This is a genomic window from Streptomyces sp. NPDC002463 (genome assembly GCF_042889835.1).
Classification (GTDB): Bacteria; Actinomycetota; Actinomycetes; order Streptomycetales; family Streptomycetaceae; genus Streptomyces; species Streptomyces nymphaeiformis.
Genome location: NZ_JBIARL010000001.1, coordinates 514,833 through 532,180 on the forward strand (window position 1 = coordinate 514,833; position 17,348 = coordinate 532,180).

Annotated in this window: 16 protein-coding genes; 9 read left to right on the forward strand and 7 right to left on the reverse strand. The window is 73.1% G+C overall.

The window, feature by feature from the left end:
• Positions 1–4: 4 nt before the first annotated feature.
• Positions 5–931 carry a DeoR/GlpR family DNA-binding transcription regulator gene (locus tag ACFYX3_RS02330; RefSeq protein WP_376594500.1) on the reverse strand — a complete coding sequence of 309 codons (927 nt, stop codon included), beginning with the start codon at positions 929–931 and terminating at the stop codon, positions 5–7.
• A gap of 225 nt (positions 932–1,156) precedes the next feature.
• The gene (locus ACFYX3_RS02335; RefSeq protein ID WP_352023817.1) at positions 1,157–2,596 is read right to left on the reverse strand and encodes an NAD(P)H-quinone dehydrogenase; all 1,440 of its coding nucleotides are present in this window, start codon (positions 2,594–2,596) and stop codon (positions 1,157–1,159) included.
• Between the two features lie 285 nt (positions 2,597–2,881).
• Here ACFYX3_RS02335 and ACFYX3_RS02340 point away from each other — a divergent pair, with 285 nt between their 5' ends.
• The 4 genes from ACFYX3_RS02340 (at position 2,882) to ACFYX3_RS02355 (ending at position 7,575) form a co-directional block, all read left to right on the forward strand.
• The gene (locus tag ACFYX3_RS02340; RefSeq protein ID WP_017239758.1) at positions 2,882–3,319 is read left to right on the forward strand and encodes a gamma-glutamylcyclotransferase; all 438 of its coding nucleotides are present in this window, start codon (positions 2,882–2,884) and stop codon (positions 3,317–3,319) included.
• A 177-nt stretch (positions 3,320–3,496) separates the two neighbouring features.
• Entirely contained in the window at positions 3,497–4,300 is an 804-nt protein-coding gene (locus tag ACFYX3_RS02345; protein ID WP_376594498.1) for a purine-nucleoside phosphorylase, read from the forward strand.
• A gap of 291 nt (positions 4,301–4,591) precedes the next feature.
• Complete coding sequence (locus tag ACFYX3_RS02350; RefSeq protein WP_389007270.1) at positions 4,592–6,244, forward strand: phospho-sugar mutase; 1,653 nt, start codon at positions 4,592–4,594, stop codon at positions 6,242–6,244.
• Between the two features lie 140 nt (positions 6,245–6,384).
• The gene (locus tag ACFYX3_RS02355) at positions 6,385–7,575 is read left to right on the forward strand and encodes a mannosyltransferase family protein (protein WP_389007272.1); all 1,191 of its coding nucleotides are present in this window, start codon (positions 6,385–6,387) and stop codon (positions 7,573–7,575) included.
• Positions 7,576–7,590: 15 nt separating this feature from the next.
• Here ACFYX3_RS02355 and ACFYX3_RS02360 read toward each other — a convergent pair whose 3' ends face one another.
• The 3 genes from ACFYX3_RS02360 to ACFYX3_RS02370 form a co-directional block, all read right to left on the reverse strand.
• Positions 7,591–8,268 (reverse strand): PH domain-containing protein, encoded by a 678-nt coding sequence (locus ACFYX3_RS02360; protein ID WP_389007274.1) that lies wholly within the window; start codon positions 8,266–8,268, stop codon positions 7,591–7,593.
• A 34-nt stretch (positions 8,269–8,302) separates the two neighbouring features.
• Entirely contained in the window at positions 8,303–8,938 is a 636-nt protein-coding gene (locus ACFYX3_RS02365) for a class F sortase (RefSeq protein ID WP_389007276.1), read from the reverse strand.
• Between the two features lie 224 nt (positions 8,939–9,162).
• Complete coding sequence (locus tag ACFYX3_RS02370; protein WP_389007278.1) at positions 9,163–10,383, reverse strand: hypothetical protein; 1,221 nt, start codon at positions 10,381–10,383, stop codon at positions 9,163–9,165.
• Between the two features lie 255 nt (positions 10,384–10,638).
• Here ACFYX3_RS02370 and deoC point away from each other — a divergent pair, with 255 nt between their 5' ends.
• Genes deoC through ACFYX3_RS02385 form a run of 3 tightly spaced genes read left to right on the forward strand, consistent with a single transcriptional unit; the run spans position 10,639 to position 13,926 of the window.
• Positions 10,639–11,598 carry a deoxyribose-phosphate aldolase gene (gene deoC, locus ACFYX3_RS02375; RefSeq protein ID WP_376589593.1) on the forward strand — a complete coding sequence of 320 codons (960 nt, stop codon included), beginning with the start codon at positions 10,639–10,641 and terminating at the stop codon, positions 11,596–11,598.
• Positions 11,599–11,603: 5 nt separating this feature from the next.
• Positions 11,604–13,040 carry an aldehyde dehydrogenase family protein gene (locus tag ACFYX3_RS02380; protein WP_389007280.1) on the forward strand — a complete coding sequence of 479 codons (1,437 nt, stop codon included), beginning with the start codon at positions 11,604–11,606 and terminating at the stop codon, positions 13,038–13,040.
• A complete protein-coding gene (locus ACFYX3_RS02385) occupies positions 13,033–13,926 on the forward strand; it encodes an aldehyde dehydrogenase family protein (protein WP_389007282.1) in 894 nt (297 codons plus the stop codon). Before ACFYX3_RS02380 ends, ACFYX3_RS02385 begins: the two co-directional genes overlap by 8 nt.
• 55 nt (positions 13,927–13,981) lie before the next feature.
• Here the strand turns inward: ACFYX3_RS02385 and ACFYX3_RS02390 are convergent, their stop codons facing one another.
• Positions 13,982–14,719: a TetR/AcrR family transcriptional regulator gene (locus tag ACFYX3_RS02390; RefSeq protein WP_389007284.1), complete on the reverse strand. Its 738-nt coding sequence runs from the start codon at positions 14,717–14,719 to the stop codon at positions 13,982–13,984.
• Between the two features lie 120 nt (positions 14,720–14,839).
• Between ACFYX3_RS02390 and ACFYX3_RS02395 the strand changes: the two genes are divergently transcribed.
• Together ACFYX3_RS02395 and ACFYX3_RS02400 are read left to right on the forward strand one after the other, a co-directional pair.
• Complete coding sequence (locus tag ACFYX3_RS02395) at positions 14,840–15,430, forward strand: NADPH-dependent FMN reductase (protein ID WP_389007286.1); 591 nt, start codon at positions 14,840–14,842, stop codon at positions 15,428–15,430.
• A gap of 13 nt (positions 15,431–15,443) precedes the next feature.
• The gene (locus tag ACFYX3_RS02400; protein ID WP_389007288.1) at positions 15,444–16,982 is read left to right on the forward strand and encodes an MDR family MFS transporter; all 1,539 of its coding nucleotides are present in this window, start codon (positions 15,444–15,446) and stop codon (positions 16,980–16,982) included.
• On the opposite strand, the gene ACFYX3_RS02405 is transcribed toward ACFYX3_RS02400, so the two are convergent.
• Positions 16,915–17,313 carry a hypothetical protein gene (locus tag ACFYX3_RS02405; protein ID WP_389007290.1) on the reverse strand — a complete coding sequence of 133 codons (399 nt, stop codon included), beginning with the start codon at positions 17,311–17,313 and terminating at the stop codon, positions 16,915–16,917. The genes ACFYX3_RS02400 and ACFYX3_RS02405 overlap by 68 nt on opposite strands.
• Positions 17,314–17,348 lie beyond the last annotated feature (35 nt).

The following is a 17,348-nucleotide window of genomic DNA, read 5'->3' on the forward strand; positions in this document are numbered from 1 at the left end:
GACGTCAGCGGCGGCGCATGTCCGCGACCCGGGCCGTGCGCTCCAGCGTCTCCGCGGCCATTCCGCCGCCCGGTCCACGGAACTGACCGGCCGCCATCCGCCCGCGCTGGACGGGGAGCGGCATGTCACGGCGGGGCCGGGCGCCCGGGGGGAGCTGCTCGCCGCCGACGGGGCCGGCGGCCGCGCCCGTACCGGCGACGGCGATCTGGACGCCCTGGTCGGCGAGGGCCTGGAGCTCGGTGGCGGCCCGCTCGTCGTGGGCCGGGGGCTCGTCGGTCACCAGGCGGGTGATGACGTCCGTCGGCACCGTCTGGAACATGGTGTCGGAACCGAGCTTGGTGTGGTCGGCCAGGACCACGACCTCGGCCGCCGCCTGCACGAGCGCCCGGTCCACGCTCGCGGAGAGCATGTTGGACGTGGACAGGCCGCGCTCGGCGGTCAGGCCGCTCCCGGAGAGGAAGGCCCGGGAGACCCGGAGTCCCTGGAGCGACTGCTCGGCCCCGCTGCCCACCAGGGCGTAGTTGGAGCCGCGCAGGGTGCCGCCGGTCATGACGACCTCGACCCGGTTGGCGTGGGCGAGGGCCTGGGCGACGAGCAGGGAGTTGGTGACGACGGTCAGGCCGGGCACGCGGGCGAGCCGGCGGGCCAGCTCCTGCGTGGTCGTCCCGGCACCGACGACGATGGCCTCGCCCTCCTCGACGAGGCTCGCGGCGACGTCGGCGATGGCCGTCTTCTCCGCTGTGGCGAGATGGGATTTCTGCGGGAAGCCGGATTCTCGCGTGAATCCGCCCGGCAACACCGCACCGCCGTGGCGGCGGTCGAGGAGTCCTTCTGCCTCGAGGGCCCGTACGTCTCTCCGTACGGTCACTTCAGAGGTCTGGACGACGCGGGCGAGCTCACGGAGCGACACGGCCCCATTGGCTCGCACCATTTCGAGGATCAACTGACGACGTTCTGCAGCGAACACGAAACTGACAGTAACGTGAGCGGCCGATAGTTTTCAGCACTATGCGCCGAATTGCAGAAGATGCGCACAGACGGGGCCTCCAAGTGGTATGGGAGGCCCCGTCGTTGATCGTTCTATGCCCGGGATTGCCGGGGGTTGTCCGAGTGGGCGAACCGTTCCCGCAGGCGGGGGCCGGACCGGAGCGGGACCTCAGGCCTCGCCCGTCGCCTTTCGGGTGTGCAACTGCCGTGCCACTTCCGCGATCGAGCCCGACAGGGAGGGGTACACGGTGAAAGCATTTGCGATCTGTTCGACCGTCAGATTGTTGTCGACCGCGATCGAGATGGGGTGGATCAGCTCGCTCGCCTTCGGTGCGACGACACAGCCGCCGACCACGATGCCGGTGCCGGGACGGCAGAAGATCTTCACGAAGCCGTCCCGGATGCCCTGCATCTTCGCGCGCGGGTTGCGCAGCAGCGGCAGCTTGACGACCTTGGCGTCGATCTTGCCCGCGTCCACGTCGGCCTGGGTGTAGCCGACGGTGGCGATCTCCGGGTCGGTGAAGACGTTCGAGGAGACCGTCTTCAGGTTCAGCGGGGCCACCGCGTCGCCGAGGAAGTGGTACATCGCGATCCGGCCCTGCATGGCGGCGACGGAGGCGAGCGCGAAGACGCCCGTGACGTCACCGGCGGCGTACACGCCGGGGGCGGTGGTACGGGAGACCTTGTCGGTCCAGATGTGACCGGAGTCCTTCAGCTTGACCCCCGCCTCCTCCAGACCCATTCCGGCCGAGTTCGGGATCGCGCCGACCGCCATCAGGCAGTGGGTGCCGGAGATGACCCGGCCGTCCGAGAGGGTGACCTCGACCCGGTCGCCGACCCGCTTGGCGGACTCGGCGCGGGAGCGGGCCATGACGTTCATGCCGCGGCGCCGGAAGACGTCCTCCAGGACGGCGGCGGCGTCCGGGTCCTCGCCGGGGAGGACGCGGTCGCGGGAGGAGACGAGCGTGACCCGGGAGCCGAGCGCCTGGTAGGCGCCGGCGAACTCGGCGCCGGTGACGCCGGAGCCGACCACGATGAGCTCCTCGGGGAGCTCCTTCAGGTCGTAGACCTGCGTCCAGTTCAGGATGCGCTCGCCGTCCGGCTTGGCGTCGGGGACCTCGCGCGGGTGGGCGCCGGTCGCGATCAGCACGGCGTCGGCGGTCAGCGTCTCCTCGGAGCCGTCGGCGGCGGTGACGATCACCTGACGGGAGCCGTCCATCGCCTGCCGCCCGTCGAGGCGGCCGCGGCCGCGCAGCACCCGGGCGCCGGCCCGGGTGACGGAGGCGGTGATGTCGTGGGACTGGGCGAGCGCGAGGCGCTTCACCCGTCGGTTCACCTTGCCGAGGTCCACGCCGACGACGCGGGCGGCCTGCTCGATGTGCGGGGTGTCGTCCGCGACGATGATGCCGAGTTCCTCGTAGGAGGAGTCGAAGGTGGTCATCACCTCGGCGGTGGCGATCAGGGTCTTCGAGGGGACGCAGTCGGTCAGGACGGACGCGCCGCCGAGGCCGTCGCAGTCCACGACGGTCACCTCCGCGCCGAGTTGGGCGCCCACCAGGGCCGCCTCGTATCCGCCGGGTCCGCCGCCGATGATCACGATCCGGGTCACTGGGATCTACGCCTCGCGCTCTCGTTCTGCCGGGGGGTCCCCCCGCTGGGATGCAGTGCGTACGCCATTGTCCCGCACGCTTCAAGTGCGTAGCCCATTGTCCCGCACTCCGGGCGCGGACTCGCGCCGGGGGCGCCGAAGGGGACGCACGGGCCCCGAGGTGCGGCCGAACGGGCCCGCGCGGGGGTCGGGTACGGGGCCCCGGACGGGCCCGCGCCAGGGGCCCGGACGGCCGTCACCTCGGTGTTCGTCGAACACCCCGCCCCCTCCCGTACCCTCGGTCCCATGTCGCTCTACGCCGCTTTCGCCGGCAACCTCGACGCTCGGCTGATGAGCCGCCGCGCACCGCACTCCCCGCTGCGCGGCACCGGCTGGCTGAACGGCTGGCGGCTCACCTTCGGCGGAGAGCAGATGGGCTGGGAGGGAGCGCTGGCCACGATCGTGGAGGCCCCTCGGTCCCAGGTCTTCGTGGCGCTGTACGACATCGCGCCGATGGACGAGGACTCCATGGACCGCTGGGAGGGCGTGGGGCTCGACATCTACCGCCGGATGCGGGTGCGGGTGCACACCCTGGACGGCGAGGAGCCGGCCTGGGTGTACGTGCTCAACGCCTACGAGGGCGGGCTGCCGTCCGCGCGGTACCTGGGAGAGGTCGCCGACGCGGCCGAGTCGGCGGGCGCGCCGCACGACTACGTGATGGAGTTGCGCAAGCGACCCTGCTGATCCTGTCGGTCCGCCCGGGCGGCCGGAATCCGCCGTTCGTCGGAAACGACAAGACAACGATCGCATGTCCGTCCGCATCGTCATCTACGCGCGTAGGAATTCTCCGGCTACGCTGCTTCGCGTACCAAATCCGTCCGGGGTTCCCCTCGGACCCCCCTCCCCGAGGCGAGAGAGTCAGTGAACGCAACTGCCACCCCGTACGAGGCCGCCGAGGCCGCTGCCGCAGCCCTTCGCGAGCTGACCGGTGTCGAGAACCACGACGTCGCCCTGGTCATGGGCTCCGGCTGGGCGCCCGCCGTCGACGCCCTCGGTGCCCCCGAGGCCGAGTTCCCGGTGACCGAGCTCCCCGGCTTCCCGCCGCCGGCCGTCGAGGGCCACGGCGGCAAGGTCCGCTCGTACAAGATCGGTGAGAAGCGCGCGCTGGTCTTCCTCGGCCGCACCCACTTCTACGAGGGCCGCGGCGTCGCCTCCGTCGCCCACGGCGTCCGCACCGCCGTCGCCGCCGGCTGCAAGACCGTGATCCTCACCAACGGCTGCGGCGGCCTCCGCGAGGGCATGCGCCCCGGCCAGCCGGTCCTCATCAGCGACCACATCAACCTGACGGCCGCCTCCCCGATCGTCGGCGCGAACTTCGTCGACCTCACCGACCTGTACTCGCCGCGCCTGCGCGCGCTGTGCAAGGAGGTCGACGAGACGCTGGAGGAGGGCGTGTACGTCCAGTTCCCCGGCCCTCACTACGAGACGCCCGCCGAGATCAACATGGTCCGCGTGATGGGCGGCGACCTCGTCGGCATGTCCACCGTCCTCGAGGCGATCGCGGCCCGCGAGGCCGGCGCCGAGGTCCTGGGCATCTCGCTCGTCACCAACCTGGCGGCGGGGCTCTCGGGCGAGCCGCTGAACCACGAGGAGGTGCTCCAGGCGGGGCGCGATTCGGCGGCGCGGATGGGTGAGCTGCTGACGCGGGTCCTCGACCGGATCTGAGTTCTCCCGGCGGCGTGGGGGACCCCCGCTTCCCGGAACCGGGGCTCCCGCCCCGGACCCCGCGCCCCGGACGCCGACGGGGCTGTGTTCCAGCCCGCCCGGCGTTCGAGGGCACGGCCGCAGGCCGTACGGGGGTCTGGGGGCCTGCCCCCAGTTTCGGGAAGGGGCGGGGTGGGGGAAGGCTCCGCGCAGCGGCACACGCACCCGCACCCCGCACGGCCGGCCCGCACCGGCCGGCACCGCACCCGCCCCACGCCCCTCCCGCCCGCACCCCCCGAAAGGCACCCCACCGTGACGCAGGACGACCTCCTCGCCCGGGCCCAGGCGTGGCTCGCCGAGGATCCCGATCAGGAGACCCGCGACGAGCTCGCCGCGCTTCTCGACCGCAACGCCACCGACGAGCTCGCCGCCCGTTTCAGCGGCACGCTGCAGTTCGGCACCGCCGGCCTCCGCGGTGAGATCGGCGCCGGGCCCATGCGGATGAACCGCTCGGTCGTGATCCGCGCCGCCGCCGGCCTCGCCGCGTACCTGAAGGCGAAGGGCGAGACCGGCGGTCTCGTCGTCATCGGCTACGACGCCCGCTACAAGTCCGTCGACTTCGCCCGCGACACCGCGGCCGTGATGACCGCCGCCGGGCTGCGCGCCGCGCTGCTCCCGCGCCCGCTGCCGACGCCCGTCCTCGCGTACGCCATAAGGCATCTGGGCGCCGTCGCCGGTGTCGAGGTGACCGCCAGCCACAACCCGCCGCGCGACAACGGCTACAAGGTCTACCTGGGCGACGGCTCGCAGATCGTGCCGCCGGCCGACGCGGAGATCGCCGCCGAGATCGACGCGATCCGCTCGCTGAACGACGTGCCCCGTGCCTCCGAGGGCTGGGAGGTCCTCGGCGACGAGGTCCTGGAGTCGTACCTGGAGCGCACGGACGCCGTGCTGACCCCCGGCTCCCCCCGTACCGCGCGGACCGTCTACACGGCCATGCACGGCGTCGGCAAGGAGGTCCTGACGGCCGCGTTCGGCCGGGCCGGCTTCCCGCCGCCCGCGCTCGTCGCCGAACAGGCCGAGCCGGACCCGGCGTTCCCGACCGTCGCCTTCCCCAACCCGGAGGAGCCGGGCGCCATGGACCTGGCCTTCGAGGCCGCCCGGGCCGTGGACCCCGACATCGTCATCGCGAACGACCCGGACGCCGACCGCTGCGCCGTCGCCGTGCCCGACGCGGACGTCGAGGGCGGCTGGCGGATGCTCCGCGGCGACGAGGTCGGCGCGCTGCTCGCCGCGCACCTCGTGCACAAGGGCGCCACCGGCGTGTTCGCCGAGTCGATCGTGTCGTCCTCGCTGCTCGGCCGCATCGCCGAAGCGGCCGGCGTCGGCTACGAGGAGACGCTGACCGGCTTCAAGTGGATCGCCCGCGTCGACGGCCTGCGGTACGGCTACGAGGAGGCGCTCGGCTACTGCGTCGACCCCGAGGGCGTCCGCGACAAGGACGGCATCACGGCCGCGCTGCTCGTCACCGAGCTGGCCTCGGTGCTCAAGGAGCAGGGCCGCACGCTCACCGACCTGCTCGACGACCTGGCGGTGGCACACGGCCTTCACGCCACGGACCAGCTGTCGGTGCGCGTCGAGGACCTGGGCATCATCGCGAACGCGATGGCCGCGCTGCGCGAGAAGCCCCCGGTGCGGCTCGCCGGTCTGACGGTCGTCTCGGCCGAGGACCTGACGAAGGGCACGGAGTCGCTGCCGCCGACGGACGGCCTGCGCTACCACCTGGAGGGCGACTACAAGGCCCGGGTGATCGTCCGCCCGTCCGGCACCGAGCCCAAGCTCAAGTGCTACCTGGAGGTCGTGGTCCCGGTCGGCGACGGGAGCGAGCTGGCGACGGCCCGCGCGACGGGCGCGGAGGTGCTCGCCGCGATCAAGCGGGACCTGTCCGAGGCCGCCGGGCTGTAAGGACACCGACGAGGGCCGGTACGGGAGCGCTTCCGTACCGGCCCTCCGGCGTTCCCCCGCCGCGCCCGTCCGGGTGAACCCGTACGACACGTGACGTGACGCGTGGACCGTGCGCCGGGAGCGCGCGCCAGGGTGACCGGGTGTCCGTCAGCCCCGCGCCGTACGTCCCCACCCCGCGTGCCTCCGCCCCCGCACCCGCCCCCGGCGTCGGACGGCGCGGGGCGCTGCGGCACGCGGCCCCGGCACTGCTCGGCTTCCTGGCGGTACGGCTCCTGGGGCTCGCGGTCCTCGCCCACTGGGCGCACGGGAAGGGGCACGGCCTGTGGCCGGTGCTCGCCCGCACCTGGGACTCGCTCTGGTACCTGGACATCGCGGCGTACGGGTACGCCGCCGACCCGTCCTACCCCCGGAACCTCGCCTTCTTCCCGCTCTTCCCCGGGCTCGTCCGGGTGTTCTCGACGGTCCTGCCCGGCTCCCGCGCCTCGGTGGCGCTCGGGGTCGCGGTGGTGTGCTCGCTGGTCGCCGCGTGGGGGGTGTTCGCGGTCGGCGACCGGCTGCACGGGCGGCGGACCGGCACGGTCCTCGCGGTCCTGTGGGCCGCCTCGCCGGTGGCCGCCGTGCAGTGGATGGGCTACACGGAGTCCCTGTTCACGGCGCTCGCCGCCTGGGCGCTGTACGCGGTGCTCGACGGGCGCTGGGCGTGGGCGGCCGGACTCGCGGCGGCCGCCGGCCTGACGAGGCCGACGGGGCTCGCGGTCGCGGCGGCGGTCTCGGCGGCGGGACTGCTGGCCGCGCGACGCGAGGCCGGTCCGGGCGAGCCCGCCCGCCGCGCGCCGCGCGCCCTGGTCGCCGCCCTGACCGCGCCGCTCGGCTGGCTCGGGTACGTGGGCTGGGTGGCGCTGGTCCGCGGGCGCTGGGACGGCTACTTCGAGGTGCAGCGGCGCTGGGGGAACCAGTGGGACGGGGGCGCGGTGACGCTGCGGGAGCTGAAGCGGTACCTCGTCCACAGCCAGGCCCCGTACCTCTTCCTGTCCGTCGTCTCGGTCGTCCTGCTGCTGTCCGCCGGGCTCTACCTGTGCTGCCTCGCCGACCGGCAGCCGCTGCCGCTGCTGGTGTTCACGGGCGTGCTGCTGCTCGTGGTCCTCGGCAGCGGCGGCGTCTGGTTCCCGCGCGCCCGCTTCCTGCTGCCGGGCTTCCCGCTGCTGCTGCCGCTCGCCGTGGCGATCGCCCGCGCCCGCCGGCACGTGGCCGCCCTCGTCCTCGCGGGGGCGGCGCTGTCCTCGGCGTGGCTGGGCGGATACATGCTGCTCGTGTGGGCCGGGGCCCCTTAGGGCATCGGGTAAGGCTCAGCCGGTCGCGGCCAGGATCACGATCAGCAGCAGCCCGGCCAGCGCGGGGCCGACGATCTCGTACGCCCAGCGCACCTGCGGCTCGCCCTGCGCGCCCGCGCTCCTGGCGCGCTGCTCGGCGAGCTCGCGCAGCTCGGCGACGGTCTTGTCGCTCGGCGCGATCCGGGAGGCGCTGTCCCGTACGTCGGCGGTGACGGAGGTACGGCCGTGCGGATCGTCCTGGGAGGCGCGGGCGGCGCTGCGGGCGGCCTTCTTCCGCTGGCGCAGGGAGACGGGGATCGCCCAGAGCTGGTACTTGGCGCCCTCCTGCGTGAAGACCTCGCTGGAGTAGCCGGCGCGGACGTCGGCGACCGTGGCCCAGGGCAGCGTGATCGTCCGGAACGGGTTGCGGATCCGGAGCCGGTCCTCGTTGGCGTACACGGCGGGCCGGATCGTGAAGGCGACGATCAGCGGGACGGCGAGCACGAGGCCCGCGAGCGCGAGCCAGGGCGTGCGGCCGTCGCCGCGGAGCATCGCGTCCCCGGCGAACAGGGCCGCGAGGAGCAGCAGGAAGACCCCGCCCGCGACCCCGAGGGGCGACCGGTAGACCTTGTCGGGGGAGGCGGACGGCTGCTCGGGGGTCGACTCGCGGCTCGGCTCGTGGCTGGGCTCGGGGGTCGGCTCGGGGGTCGTCATGCCGCCGATTGTGCCTCAGCGGACGGGCGGGGGCTCAGGCGGCCCGCGCGGCCACGAGGTCGGCGTACAGGATGATGTTGTCGGGGCGGTGGCCGTCGACCAGCTCCCCGCCGCAGGTGACGATGCGCAGCTCGGGACGGGTGGTGTCGCCGTACACCTTGGCGGTCGGGAAGGCGTGCTTGTCGACCTGCTCCAGCTCCCGGACCCGGAAGACGGCGGTCGTGCCGTCGGCGCGGGTCACGGTGATCTCGTCGCCGACGCGGACCTTGGAGACGTTCTTGAGGACGGCCGGGCCGCGCGCGGTGTCGAAGTGGCCGATGAGGACGGCGGGCCCGGTCTGGCCGGGGGTGACGCCCTTGTCGTACCAGCCGATCCGGTCGGCGTCGGCGACCGAGGGCACCTCGACGGTGCCGTCCCCGTTCAGGCCGAGGTCCAGGATCGGCCCGGTGTCGACCCCGGCGGCGGGCACCCGGACCCGGACGGGCAGGGAGCGCGCCATGGGCTTCACGGGCGCCGCACTCGCGGCCGGCACGGGGGCCGTGGCCCGCGAGATGTGGGCGGGCGGGAGGGCGGCCCCGGGCTCGCTCCCGGCGGAACATCCGGTGAGCGCGGCGATCGCGGCGAGGAGAAGGACGGCTGCGGTACGGGACCGGGGGCTGCGGCGGTTCACGGGAGGGCTCCGGACGGGTCCGGCCGGCCGCCGCACGGAAGGCGGCGACCGGCCTGAGGCTGGTGATGGCCGGCCGCCGCACGGAAGGCGACGACCGGCCTGAGGTCGGGGTGTGGCCGGCCGTCGCGTCGGACGCGGCGGCCGGCCTGGGGTGGGGTGGTGCCTGCTCGGGTCAGGGGCAGGAGGCGGTACGGGTCAGCCGACGGCGGCCGAGGCCGTGCGGGTCAGCCGCGGGCGCCGGACCGGCGGCGCAGGACGACGAAGCCGAGGCCCGCGGCGGCGAGCGAGGCCGCACCGGCGCCGGCGGCGATCAGCGCGGTCGAGTCGCCCTCGGCGGAGAGCTCGGCGCCGGCCGCGACGCCGCCCTTCGGGATGACGGAGGTCTGCCCGTTGTTGTTGGTGGTGGTGCCGGTGTTGCCCGCGGGGGCCGGGGTCGTGGTGGACGGCGCCGGGGTGGGCGTGGCGGTGTCCTTCTCGCAGCCCTTGGGGAGCTTCGGGAACGCGGTCCAGGCGTACGGCGTGTCGCCGCCCTGGGTGCGCTGGCCGAGCTTCGGGGTGGTGGTGTTCGCGCCCTTGATCGTGAGGCCCTGGCCCAGGTCGGCCGCGTGGTCGCGGTCGAGGACGACGATCGGCTTTCCGGCCTCGTCGTTGAGGACGGCCTTCGGGCCCTTCTTCAGGTCGTTGGTGAGCGTCACGGTCAGCTGCGCGAAGACCGAGGGGATGACCTGCTGGACGGTGCACTCGCCGAGGGTGACGACCGGGCCCGTGGTGGGCTTCGGGGCCGGGGCGGGCTCCACGACGGGCTTCGGGGCGGCCTGCTGCATGCTGCCGTTGACGTAGGCGGCGAACCCGCCGTCGGGCTCCACGACGAGGACGGCCTTGCCGAGGACGCCGACCTGACGGGTGCCGTTCAGGTGGACGAGGACGCGGCCCTCGCCGCTCTTCTCGACGGTGCGGAGGTCGTAGCCGCCGTACTTCAGGGTCAGCTCCACGCGGGTGCCGTCCACCAGCTCGTAGACGCCGGGGCGGGCGCCCGGCAGGTAGTTGCCCTGCCAGGTGGAGGTGAGGCCCGTCTCGAAGAGGACGAGGAAGGTGCCGTCGTCGTTGCCGGCGACCGGGTGGCCGTCGGCCTCCAGGGTGCCGACGCGCTGGCCCTGCTTGAGGATCTCGGCGCGGTAGTGGGTGTCGCCGAGCTTGACGATGCGGGCGGTGGCGCCGTTCGGAAGGATCTGGTTCCGGACGAAGACGCCGTCCTCCTGCGTGCTCTTGCCCTTCGCGTCCGCCGAATCCGCGGCATCGGTGCCGGCGGTCGGCTTCGCCTGGGCGGTGGCGGCGGCCACCGGGCCGTCGGCCGCGAAGGCGGCGCCCGCCGCGAGGGCGGGGGTGGTGATCGCGACACCCGCGACGAGGGCGGTGGCGATGGCGGTGCGAAGGGCGGTGCGCATAACGACTCCTGTGAAGATCAGGCAGGTGGATGGGAGAGCCGCATGCCGCTTTTTCTCGGTCCGTCTCTGTGTCCGGTGAGGTCTGGCTGGCTGCTGAAAGAAAATCTATTGATCTTGTATTCGGGAGCCGTCCGCTCCATGTCACGGCCGTGTGACAGCCGTCACCACGCCGCCGGACCCCCTGTGACCTCGGGCTCGCCGAAGGGGCTCCCCTGTACAGGTCGCTACGCGCGTAGATATGCTCGACTGGTGACCATGCCCACCACTGCATCCGCAGCACTCGCTTTCGCCGACGTGACCACGTCCGACAGTGCGCTGCGCCGCTTCCTCCACGGGCTGCCCGGCGTCGACGCCGTCGGCCTGGAGGCGCGCGCCGCGTCCCTCGGCACCCGCTCGATCAAGACCTCGGCCAAGGCCTACGCCATCGACCTGGCCATTTCCATGATCGACCTGACGACGCTCGAAGGCGCGGACACCCCGGGCAAGGTCCGGGCGCTCGCCGCCAAGGCCGTCAACCCCGATCCGACCGACCGCACGACCCCGAAGACGGCCGCCGTCTGCGTCTACCCCGACATGGTGGCCACCGCCAAGGCCGCCGTCGCGGGCTCGGGCGTCAAGGTCGCCTCGGTCGCCACCGCCTTCCCGGCCGGGCGCGCCGCGCTCCCCGTGAAGCTGGCCGACACCGCCGACGCCATCGCCGCCGGAGCCGACGAGATCGACATGGTCATCGACCGTGGCGCCTTCCTCGCCGGCCGGTACATGGAGGTCTTCGAGCAGATCGCCGCGATCAAGGCGGAGTGCGGCGACCGCGCCCGCCTCAAGGTGATCTTCGAGACCGGCGAGCTCTCCACGTACGACAACATCCGCCGCGCCTCCTGGCTCGGGATGATGGCCGGCGCGGACTTCATCAAGACCTCGACCGGCAAGGTCGCGGTCAACGCCACCCCGGCGAACACCCTCCTCATGCTGGAGGCCGTGCGCGACTTCCGCGCGCAGACCGGCGTGCAGATCGGCGTGAAGCCGGCCGGCGGCATCCGCAACACCAAGGAAGCGATCAAGTTCCTGGTGCTCGTCAACGAGACCGTGGGCGAGGACTGGCTGGACAACCACTGGTTCCGCTTCGGCGCTTCCAGCCTGCTCAACGACCTGCTGATGCAGCGCCAGAAGCTGGCGACCGGCCGTTACTCCGGCCCCGATTACGTGACGGTGGACTGATCAACATGGCATCTGCATTCGAGTACGCACCGGCACCGGAGTCGCGCTCGGTCGTCGACATCGCGCCGAGCTACGGCCTGTTCATCGACGGCGAGTTCGTGGACGCCGCCGACGGCAAGGTCTTCAAGACCGTCTCCCCCGCCACCGAGGAGGTCCTCGCCGAGGTCGCCCAGGCGGGCACCGAGGACGTCGACCGCGCGGTGAAGGCGGCCCGCAAGGCCTTCGAGAAGTGGTCGGCGCTGCCCGGTTCCGAGCGCGCCAAGTACCTCTTCCGGATCGCCCGGATCATCCAGGAGCGCAGCCGCGAGCTGGCCGTCCTGGAGACCCTGGACAACGGCAAGCCGATCAAGGAGACCCGCGACGCGGACCTCCCCCTGGTCGCCGCGCACTTCTTCTACTACGCGGGCTGGGCCGACAAGCTCGACCACGCCGGCTTCGGCGCGAACCCGAAGCCGCTGGGCGTGGCCGGCCAGGTCATCCCGTGGAACTTCCCGCTGCTCATGCTGGCGTGGAAGATCGCCCCGGCGCTCGCGACCGGCAACACGGTCGTCCTGAAGCCGGCCGAGACGACCCCGCTCTCCGCCCTGTTCTTCGCGGACATCTGCCGCCAGGCCGGGTTGCCGAAGGGCGTCGTCAACATCCTTCCGGGGTACGGCGCCACGGGCGCGGCCCTGGTCGAGCACCCGGACGTGAACAAGGTCGCCTTCACCGGTTCGACCGCCGTCGGCAAGGCCATCGCGCGCTCGGTCGCCGGCACGGACAAGAAGGTGACCCTGGAGCTGGGCGGCAAGGGCGCCAACATCGTCTTCGACGACGCCCCCATCGACCAGGCCGTCGAGGGCATCGTCAACGGCATCTTCTTCAACCAGGGCCAGGTCTGCTGCGCGGGCTCCCGCCTCCTGGTCCAGGAGTCGATCCAGGACGAGCTGCTCGACTCGCTCAAGCGCCGTCTGTCGACGCTCCGCCTCGGCGACCCGCTCGACAAGAACACCGACATCGGCGCCATCAACTCCTCCGAGCAGCTGGCCCGCATCACCTCCCTCGTGGAGGAGGGCGAGGCGGAGGGCGCCGAGCGCTGGACCGCCTCGTGCGAGATCCCGTCGGCCGGTTACTGGTTCGCCCCGACGCTCTTCACGAACGTCACGCAGGCGCACCGGATCGCCCGCGACGAGATCTTCGGCCCCGTCCTTTCGGTGCTGTCGTTCCGTACGCCCGACGAGGCCGTCGCGAAGGCCAACAACAGCCAGTACGGCCTGTCGGCCGGCATCTGGACGGAGAAGGGCTCCCGCATCCTCGCGGTCGCCAACAAGCTCCGGGCCGGTGTCGTCTGGGCCAACACGTTCAACAAGTTCGACCCGACCTCGCCCTTCGGCGGCTACAAGGAGTCGGGCTTCGGCCGCGAGGGCGGCCGCCACGGTCTGGAGGCCTACCTCGATGTCTGATGCGACGCGCCTCAGTGTCTTCAAGACCTACAAGCTGTACGTCGGGGGCAAGTTCCCCCGCTCCGAGAGCGGCCGGGTGTACGAGGTGACCGACTCCAAGGGCAAGTGGCTGGCCAACGCCCCGCTCTCCTCCCGCAAGGACGCCCGTGACGCGGTCGTCGCCGCCCGCAAGGCCTTCGGCGGCTGGGCGGGCGCGACCGCGTACAACCGCGGCCAGATCCTCTACCGCGTCGCCGAGATGCTGGAGGGCCGCCGGGACCAGTTCGTCCGCGAGGTCGCGGACGCGGAGGGCCTGTCGAAGTCGAAGGCGGCCGCGGTCGTCGACGCGGCGATCGACCGCTGGGTCTGGTACGCGGGCTGGACCGACAAGATCGCCCAGGTCGTGGGCGGCGCGAACCCGGTCGCGGGCCCGTACTTCAACCTGTCGACCCCGGAGCCGACGGGCGTCGTGACGGTCGTGGCCCCGCAGGACTCGTCCTTCCTCGGCCTGGTCTCGGTGATCGCCCCGGTGATCGCGACGGGCAACACGGCCGTCGTCATCGCCAGCGAGAAGTCCCCGCTCCCCGCCCTCTCCCTGGGCGAGGTCCTGGCCACCTCCGACCTCCCCGGCGGCGTGGTCAACATCCTCTCCGGCAAGGCCTCCGAGATGGGCCCGCACCTCGCGGCCCACCAGGACGTCAACGCGATCGACCTGACGGGCGCGACCGGCGGCGACCTCGCCCGCGACCTGGAGATCGCGGCGGCGGACAACCTGAAGCGCGTCCTGCGCCCCCGTACCGAGGACTTCGCGGAGTCCCCGGGCACGGACCGCATGACCGCGTTCCTGGAGACGAAGACGGTCTGGCACCCGACGGGTTCGCTGGGCGCGAGCGGCTCCTCGTACTAGACGGCCGCCGCACGGAACGGCCCCCGGGCAGCAGCACTGCCCGGGGGCCGTTCCGTCATGCCCCGGCGCGCCCGATCAGCCCGGCGACCCCGTCCAGCACGCACTCCAGGCCCGTCTCGAACTGCCAGCCCGCGTCGTCCTTGCGCGCCGCCCCCTGCACGTACCGCAGATACGTGGGGTAGCGCCCGGTCCCGAGCAGGTAGGTCATCTGGGGGGCGAGGGCCCGCCGGGTGTCGTCGCCGCTCTCCCAACCCTGTTCCTTCATGTGCTGGGCGAGGGCGACCTCCGACTGCACGGCCCCCTGCACGTACGAGGCCACCGCACGGAACGCGGCCATCATCGTGTCGGCGTCGAGGCCGAGACCGTCGAGCGAGGCGAGCTGGCGTTCGACCGCTGCCATCCGGGCCGGGGTGAGGGCGAGGAGCGGGACCGGCAGCTGGGTGAGCCAGGGGTGGCGCAGCATCCCGTCGCGGGTGCGGTGGGCGTGCGTCCGCAGGGTCTCGCGCCAGCCTTCCGTCGCGTCCGGGGGCTCCAGCTCCGCCGAGACCTCGTCGACCATGAGCGCCCACAGCTCGTCCTTGCCGGCGACGTGCCGGTACGCGGCCATGGGCGCGACGCCGAGCTCGGTGGCGATGCGGCGCATGGTGACGGCACCGAAGCCCTCCCGGTCGGCGATCCCGATCGCGACGGCGGCGATCCGGCGCGGGGTGAGGGACGCGCGGGGTGTGCTCGCGGGCCGGTCGAGCCGCTCCCACAGCGAGATCCCGTCCGCCGTCTCGTTCTTCTTCGCCACTTCTCGCCCTCCCTTGGATTGCGTACATCGTATGCGTTGTGGACGCCGTACACATCGGCGTGTACGTTGTACACCAGTCGGCGTACAACGTACACACGCCACCGTTCCTCAGGGGGATCCATGTCCGCTCCGCTCCGCGTCGCCGTGCTCCAGGGCTCCACCCGGGAGGGCCGCGTCGGCCCGACCGTCGCGAACTGGGTACGCACCCACGTCACCGAACGCCCCGACATGACCGCCGACCTGATCGACCTCGCCGAGACCCCGCTGCCCACGGCCTTCCCGCACCTCGGCCAGGCCCCCGCCGACGAGGCCGACCGGGCCCTCCTGCGCGCCGTGTCCCCGCGCCTCGCCACCGCCGACGCCTTCGTCGTCATCGCCCCCGAGTACAACCACAGCTACCCGGCCTCCCTGAAGAACGCGATCGACTGGCACCACAAGGAGTGGCACGCCAAGCCCGTCGCCTTCGTCTCCTACGGCGGCTTCTCCGGCGGCCTGCGCGCCGTCGAGCACCTGCGCGGCGTCTTCGCCGAACTGCACGCCGTCACCCTCCGCGACTCCGTCGGACTCGCCGGCGTCTGGGCCCAGTTCGACGCCGAGGGCAACGCCGTCGACCCCGCGGCCGACACCGCCGCCACGACCATGCTCGACCGGCTCGCCTGGTGGGGCGAGGCCCTCCGCACCGCCCGCGCCACCACGCCGTACGCGGCCTGAGCGGGCACGGACCATGACGACCACCGCCACGACCGGAACCACCGCCTCGCCGCCCGCCACGGCGCGCCTGCCCTACCCGGGCATCGCCGGCCTCATGCTCGGCATCGTCCTCGGCACCCTCGACGGCACCGTCGTCGGCACCGCGCTCCCCACCATCGTGGGCGAACTCGGCGGCCTCGACCGGCTGTCCTGGGTGGTCACCGCCTATCTCCTCACCGCGGCCGTCGCCACCCCCCTCTGGGGCAAGTGCGGCGACCTGTACGGCCGCAAGGGCGCCTACCTCGCCGCCGTCACCGTCTTCCTCGCCGGATCGGTCCTCTCCGGCCTCGCGCAGACCATGGACCAGCTCATCGCCTTCCGCGCCCTCCAGGGCGTCGGCGCCGGCGGCCTGATGGTCGGCGCCTTCGCCCTCATCGGCACGCTGGTCTCCCCCGAGGACAGCCCCAAGGTCCAGGCGGTCACCGGAGCCATGCTGCCGGTCGCCTTCGCCGGCGGCCCGCTCATCGGCGGCCTCCTCACCGACCACGCCGACTGGCGCTGGGCCTTCTACGTCAACGTGCCCGTCGGCCTCGCCGCCCTGCTGCTCGTCTCCCTCGGCATGACGATCCGCACCCCACGCGTCCGCGCCCGGATCGACTGGGCGGGCGCCCTCCTGCTCACCACCGGGATCCTCGCCCTCACCCTGCTCGCCACCTGGGGCGGACGGACGCGTTCTTGGACGTCACCGGCGGTCCTCGCCCTCGGCGCGGCCGGTGCGGCCTCCCTCGCCGCCTTCGTCCTGGTCGAGCGGCGCGCGGAGGAGCCCGTCATCCCGCCCCGGCTCTTCCGCAGCCGCAACTTCGCCCTCGCCCAGTTCCTCAGCTTCCTGGTCGGCGCGGGCATGCTCGCCGCCATGAACTACCTGCCGCAGTACCTGCAGTTCGTCCGCGGCCGGTCGTCCACGGCCGGCGGTCTGCTGCTGCTTCCGCTGATGCTCGGCATGGTCGCCGTCCAGCTGGCCACCGGCCGTCTCATCGCCCGCACCGGCCGCTACCGGCACTACCCCATCCTCGGCGGTGCGCTGATGACCGCGGGCGCGCTCCTCCTGCTGCTGCTCGACGTGGACACCCCCACGGCCCTCGCCTCGGCGCTCACCGTGGTCCTCGGCGCCGGCATGGGCTTCCTGATGCAGTCGACGATGCTGATCACGATGTACAGCGCGGAGCCGCGCGACATGGGCGCGGCGAGCGGCACGGTCGTGCTCGTGCGCACCATCGGCGGTTCGCTCGGCGTGGCCGCGCTCGGCGCGGTGTTCACGTCGCGGCTGACGGGGACGGACCCCGGTCTGACGCCGGCGCAGGCGGACGCCCTTCCCGCGCCGGTGCGGGAGGCCTTCCGGGCGGCGGTGACGAGCGGCGTCCACGGGGTCCTGCTCGGCACGGCCGTGCTCGCCGCGCTCGCCTTCGCCGCCGCCTGGTACGTACGGGAGATCCCGCTGCGGCGACCTACGGCAGCAGCCCCCGCGCCAGACCACCGACCACCGGCAGATCGGCCACGGCGCCGCCCTTCGTGACGTGGTCGGTCACCAGGTTCGTGCCGACCGGCTTGAAGTCGGCGACCTGGGTGCCGAGGCCGTTGTCCAGGGGGTCGACGCCCGTGTTGGCCAGCGGGTCGAGCTGAAGCCGGGTCAGCGGGCCCACCCCTTGGGTGACGCCGTCGAGCGCCCCCGCCCCGGCCGCGCCGGCGTCCGTCCTGGTCAGCGAGTCGACGGGCAGCGGCACGGGGGCGGCGGCCTGGGCCGCGGCACCGGCGCCGAGCACCGCGGCGCCCGCCGCCGTGACGCCGAGACCGGCCCTCAGCAGGGCGCTGCGGCGGGAGGTCCGGGGTTGTGCGTGACGCGCCATGGAGATCCTTCCAAGGGGTGAGCGGGCGGGCACCG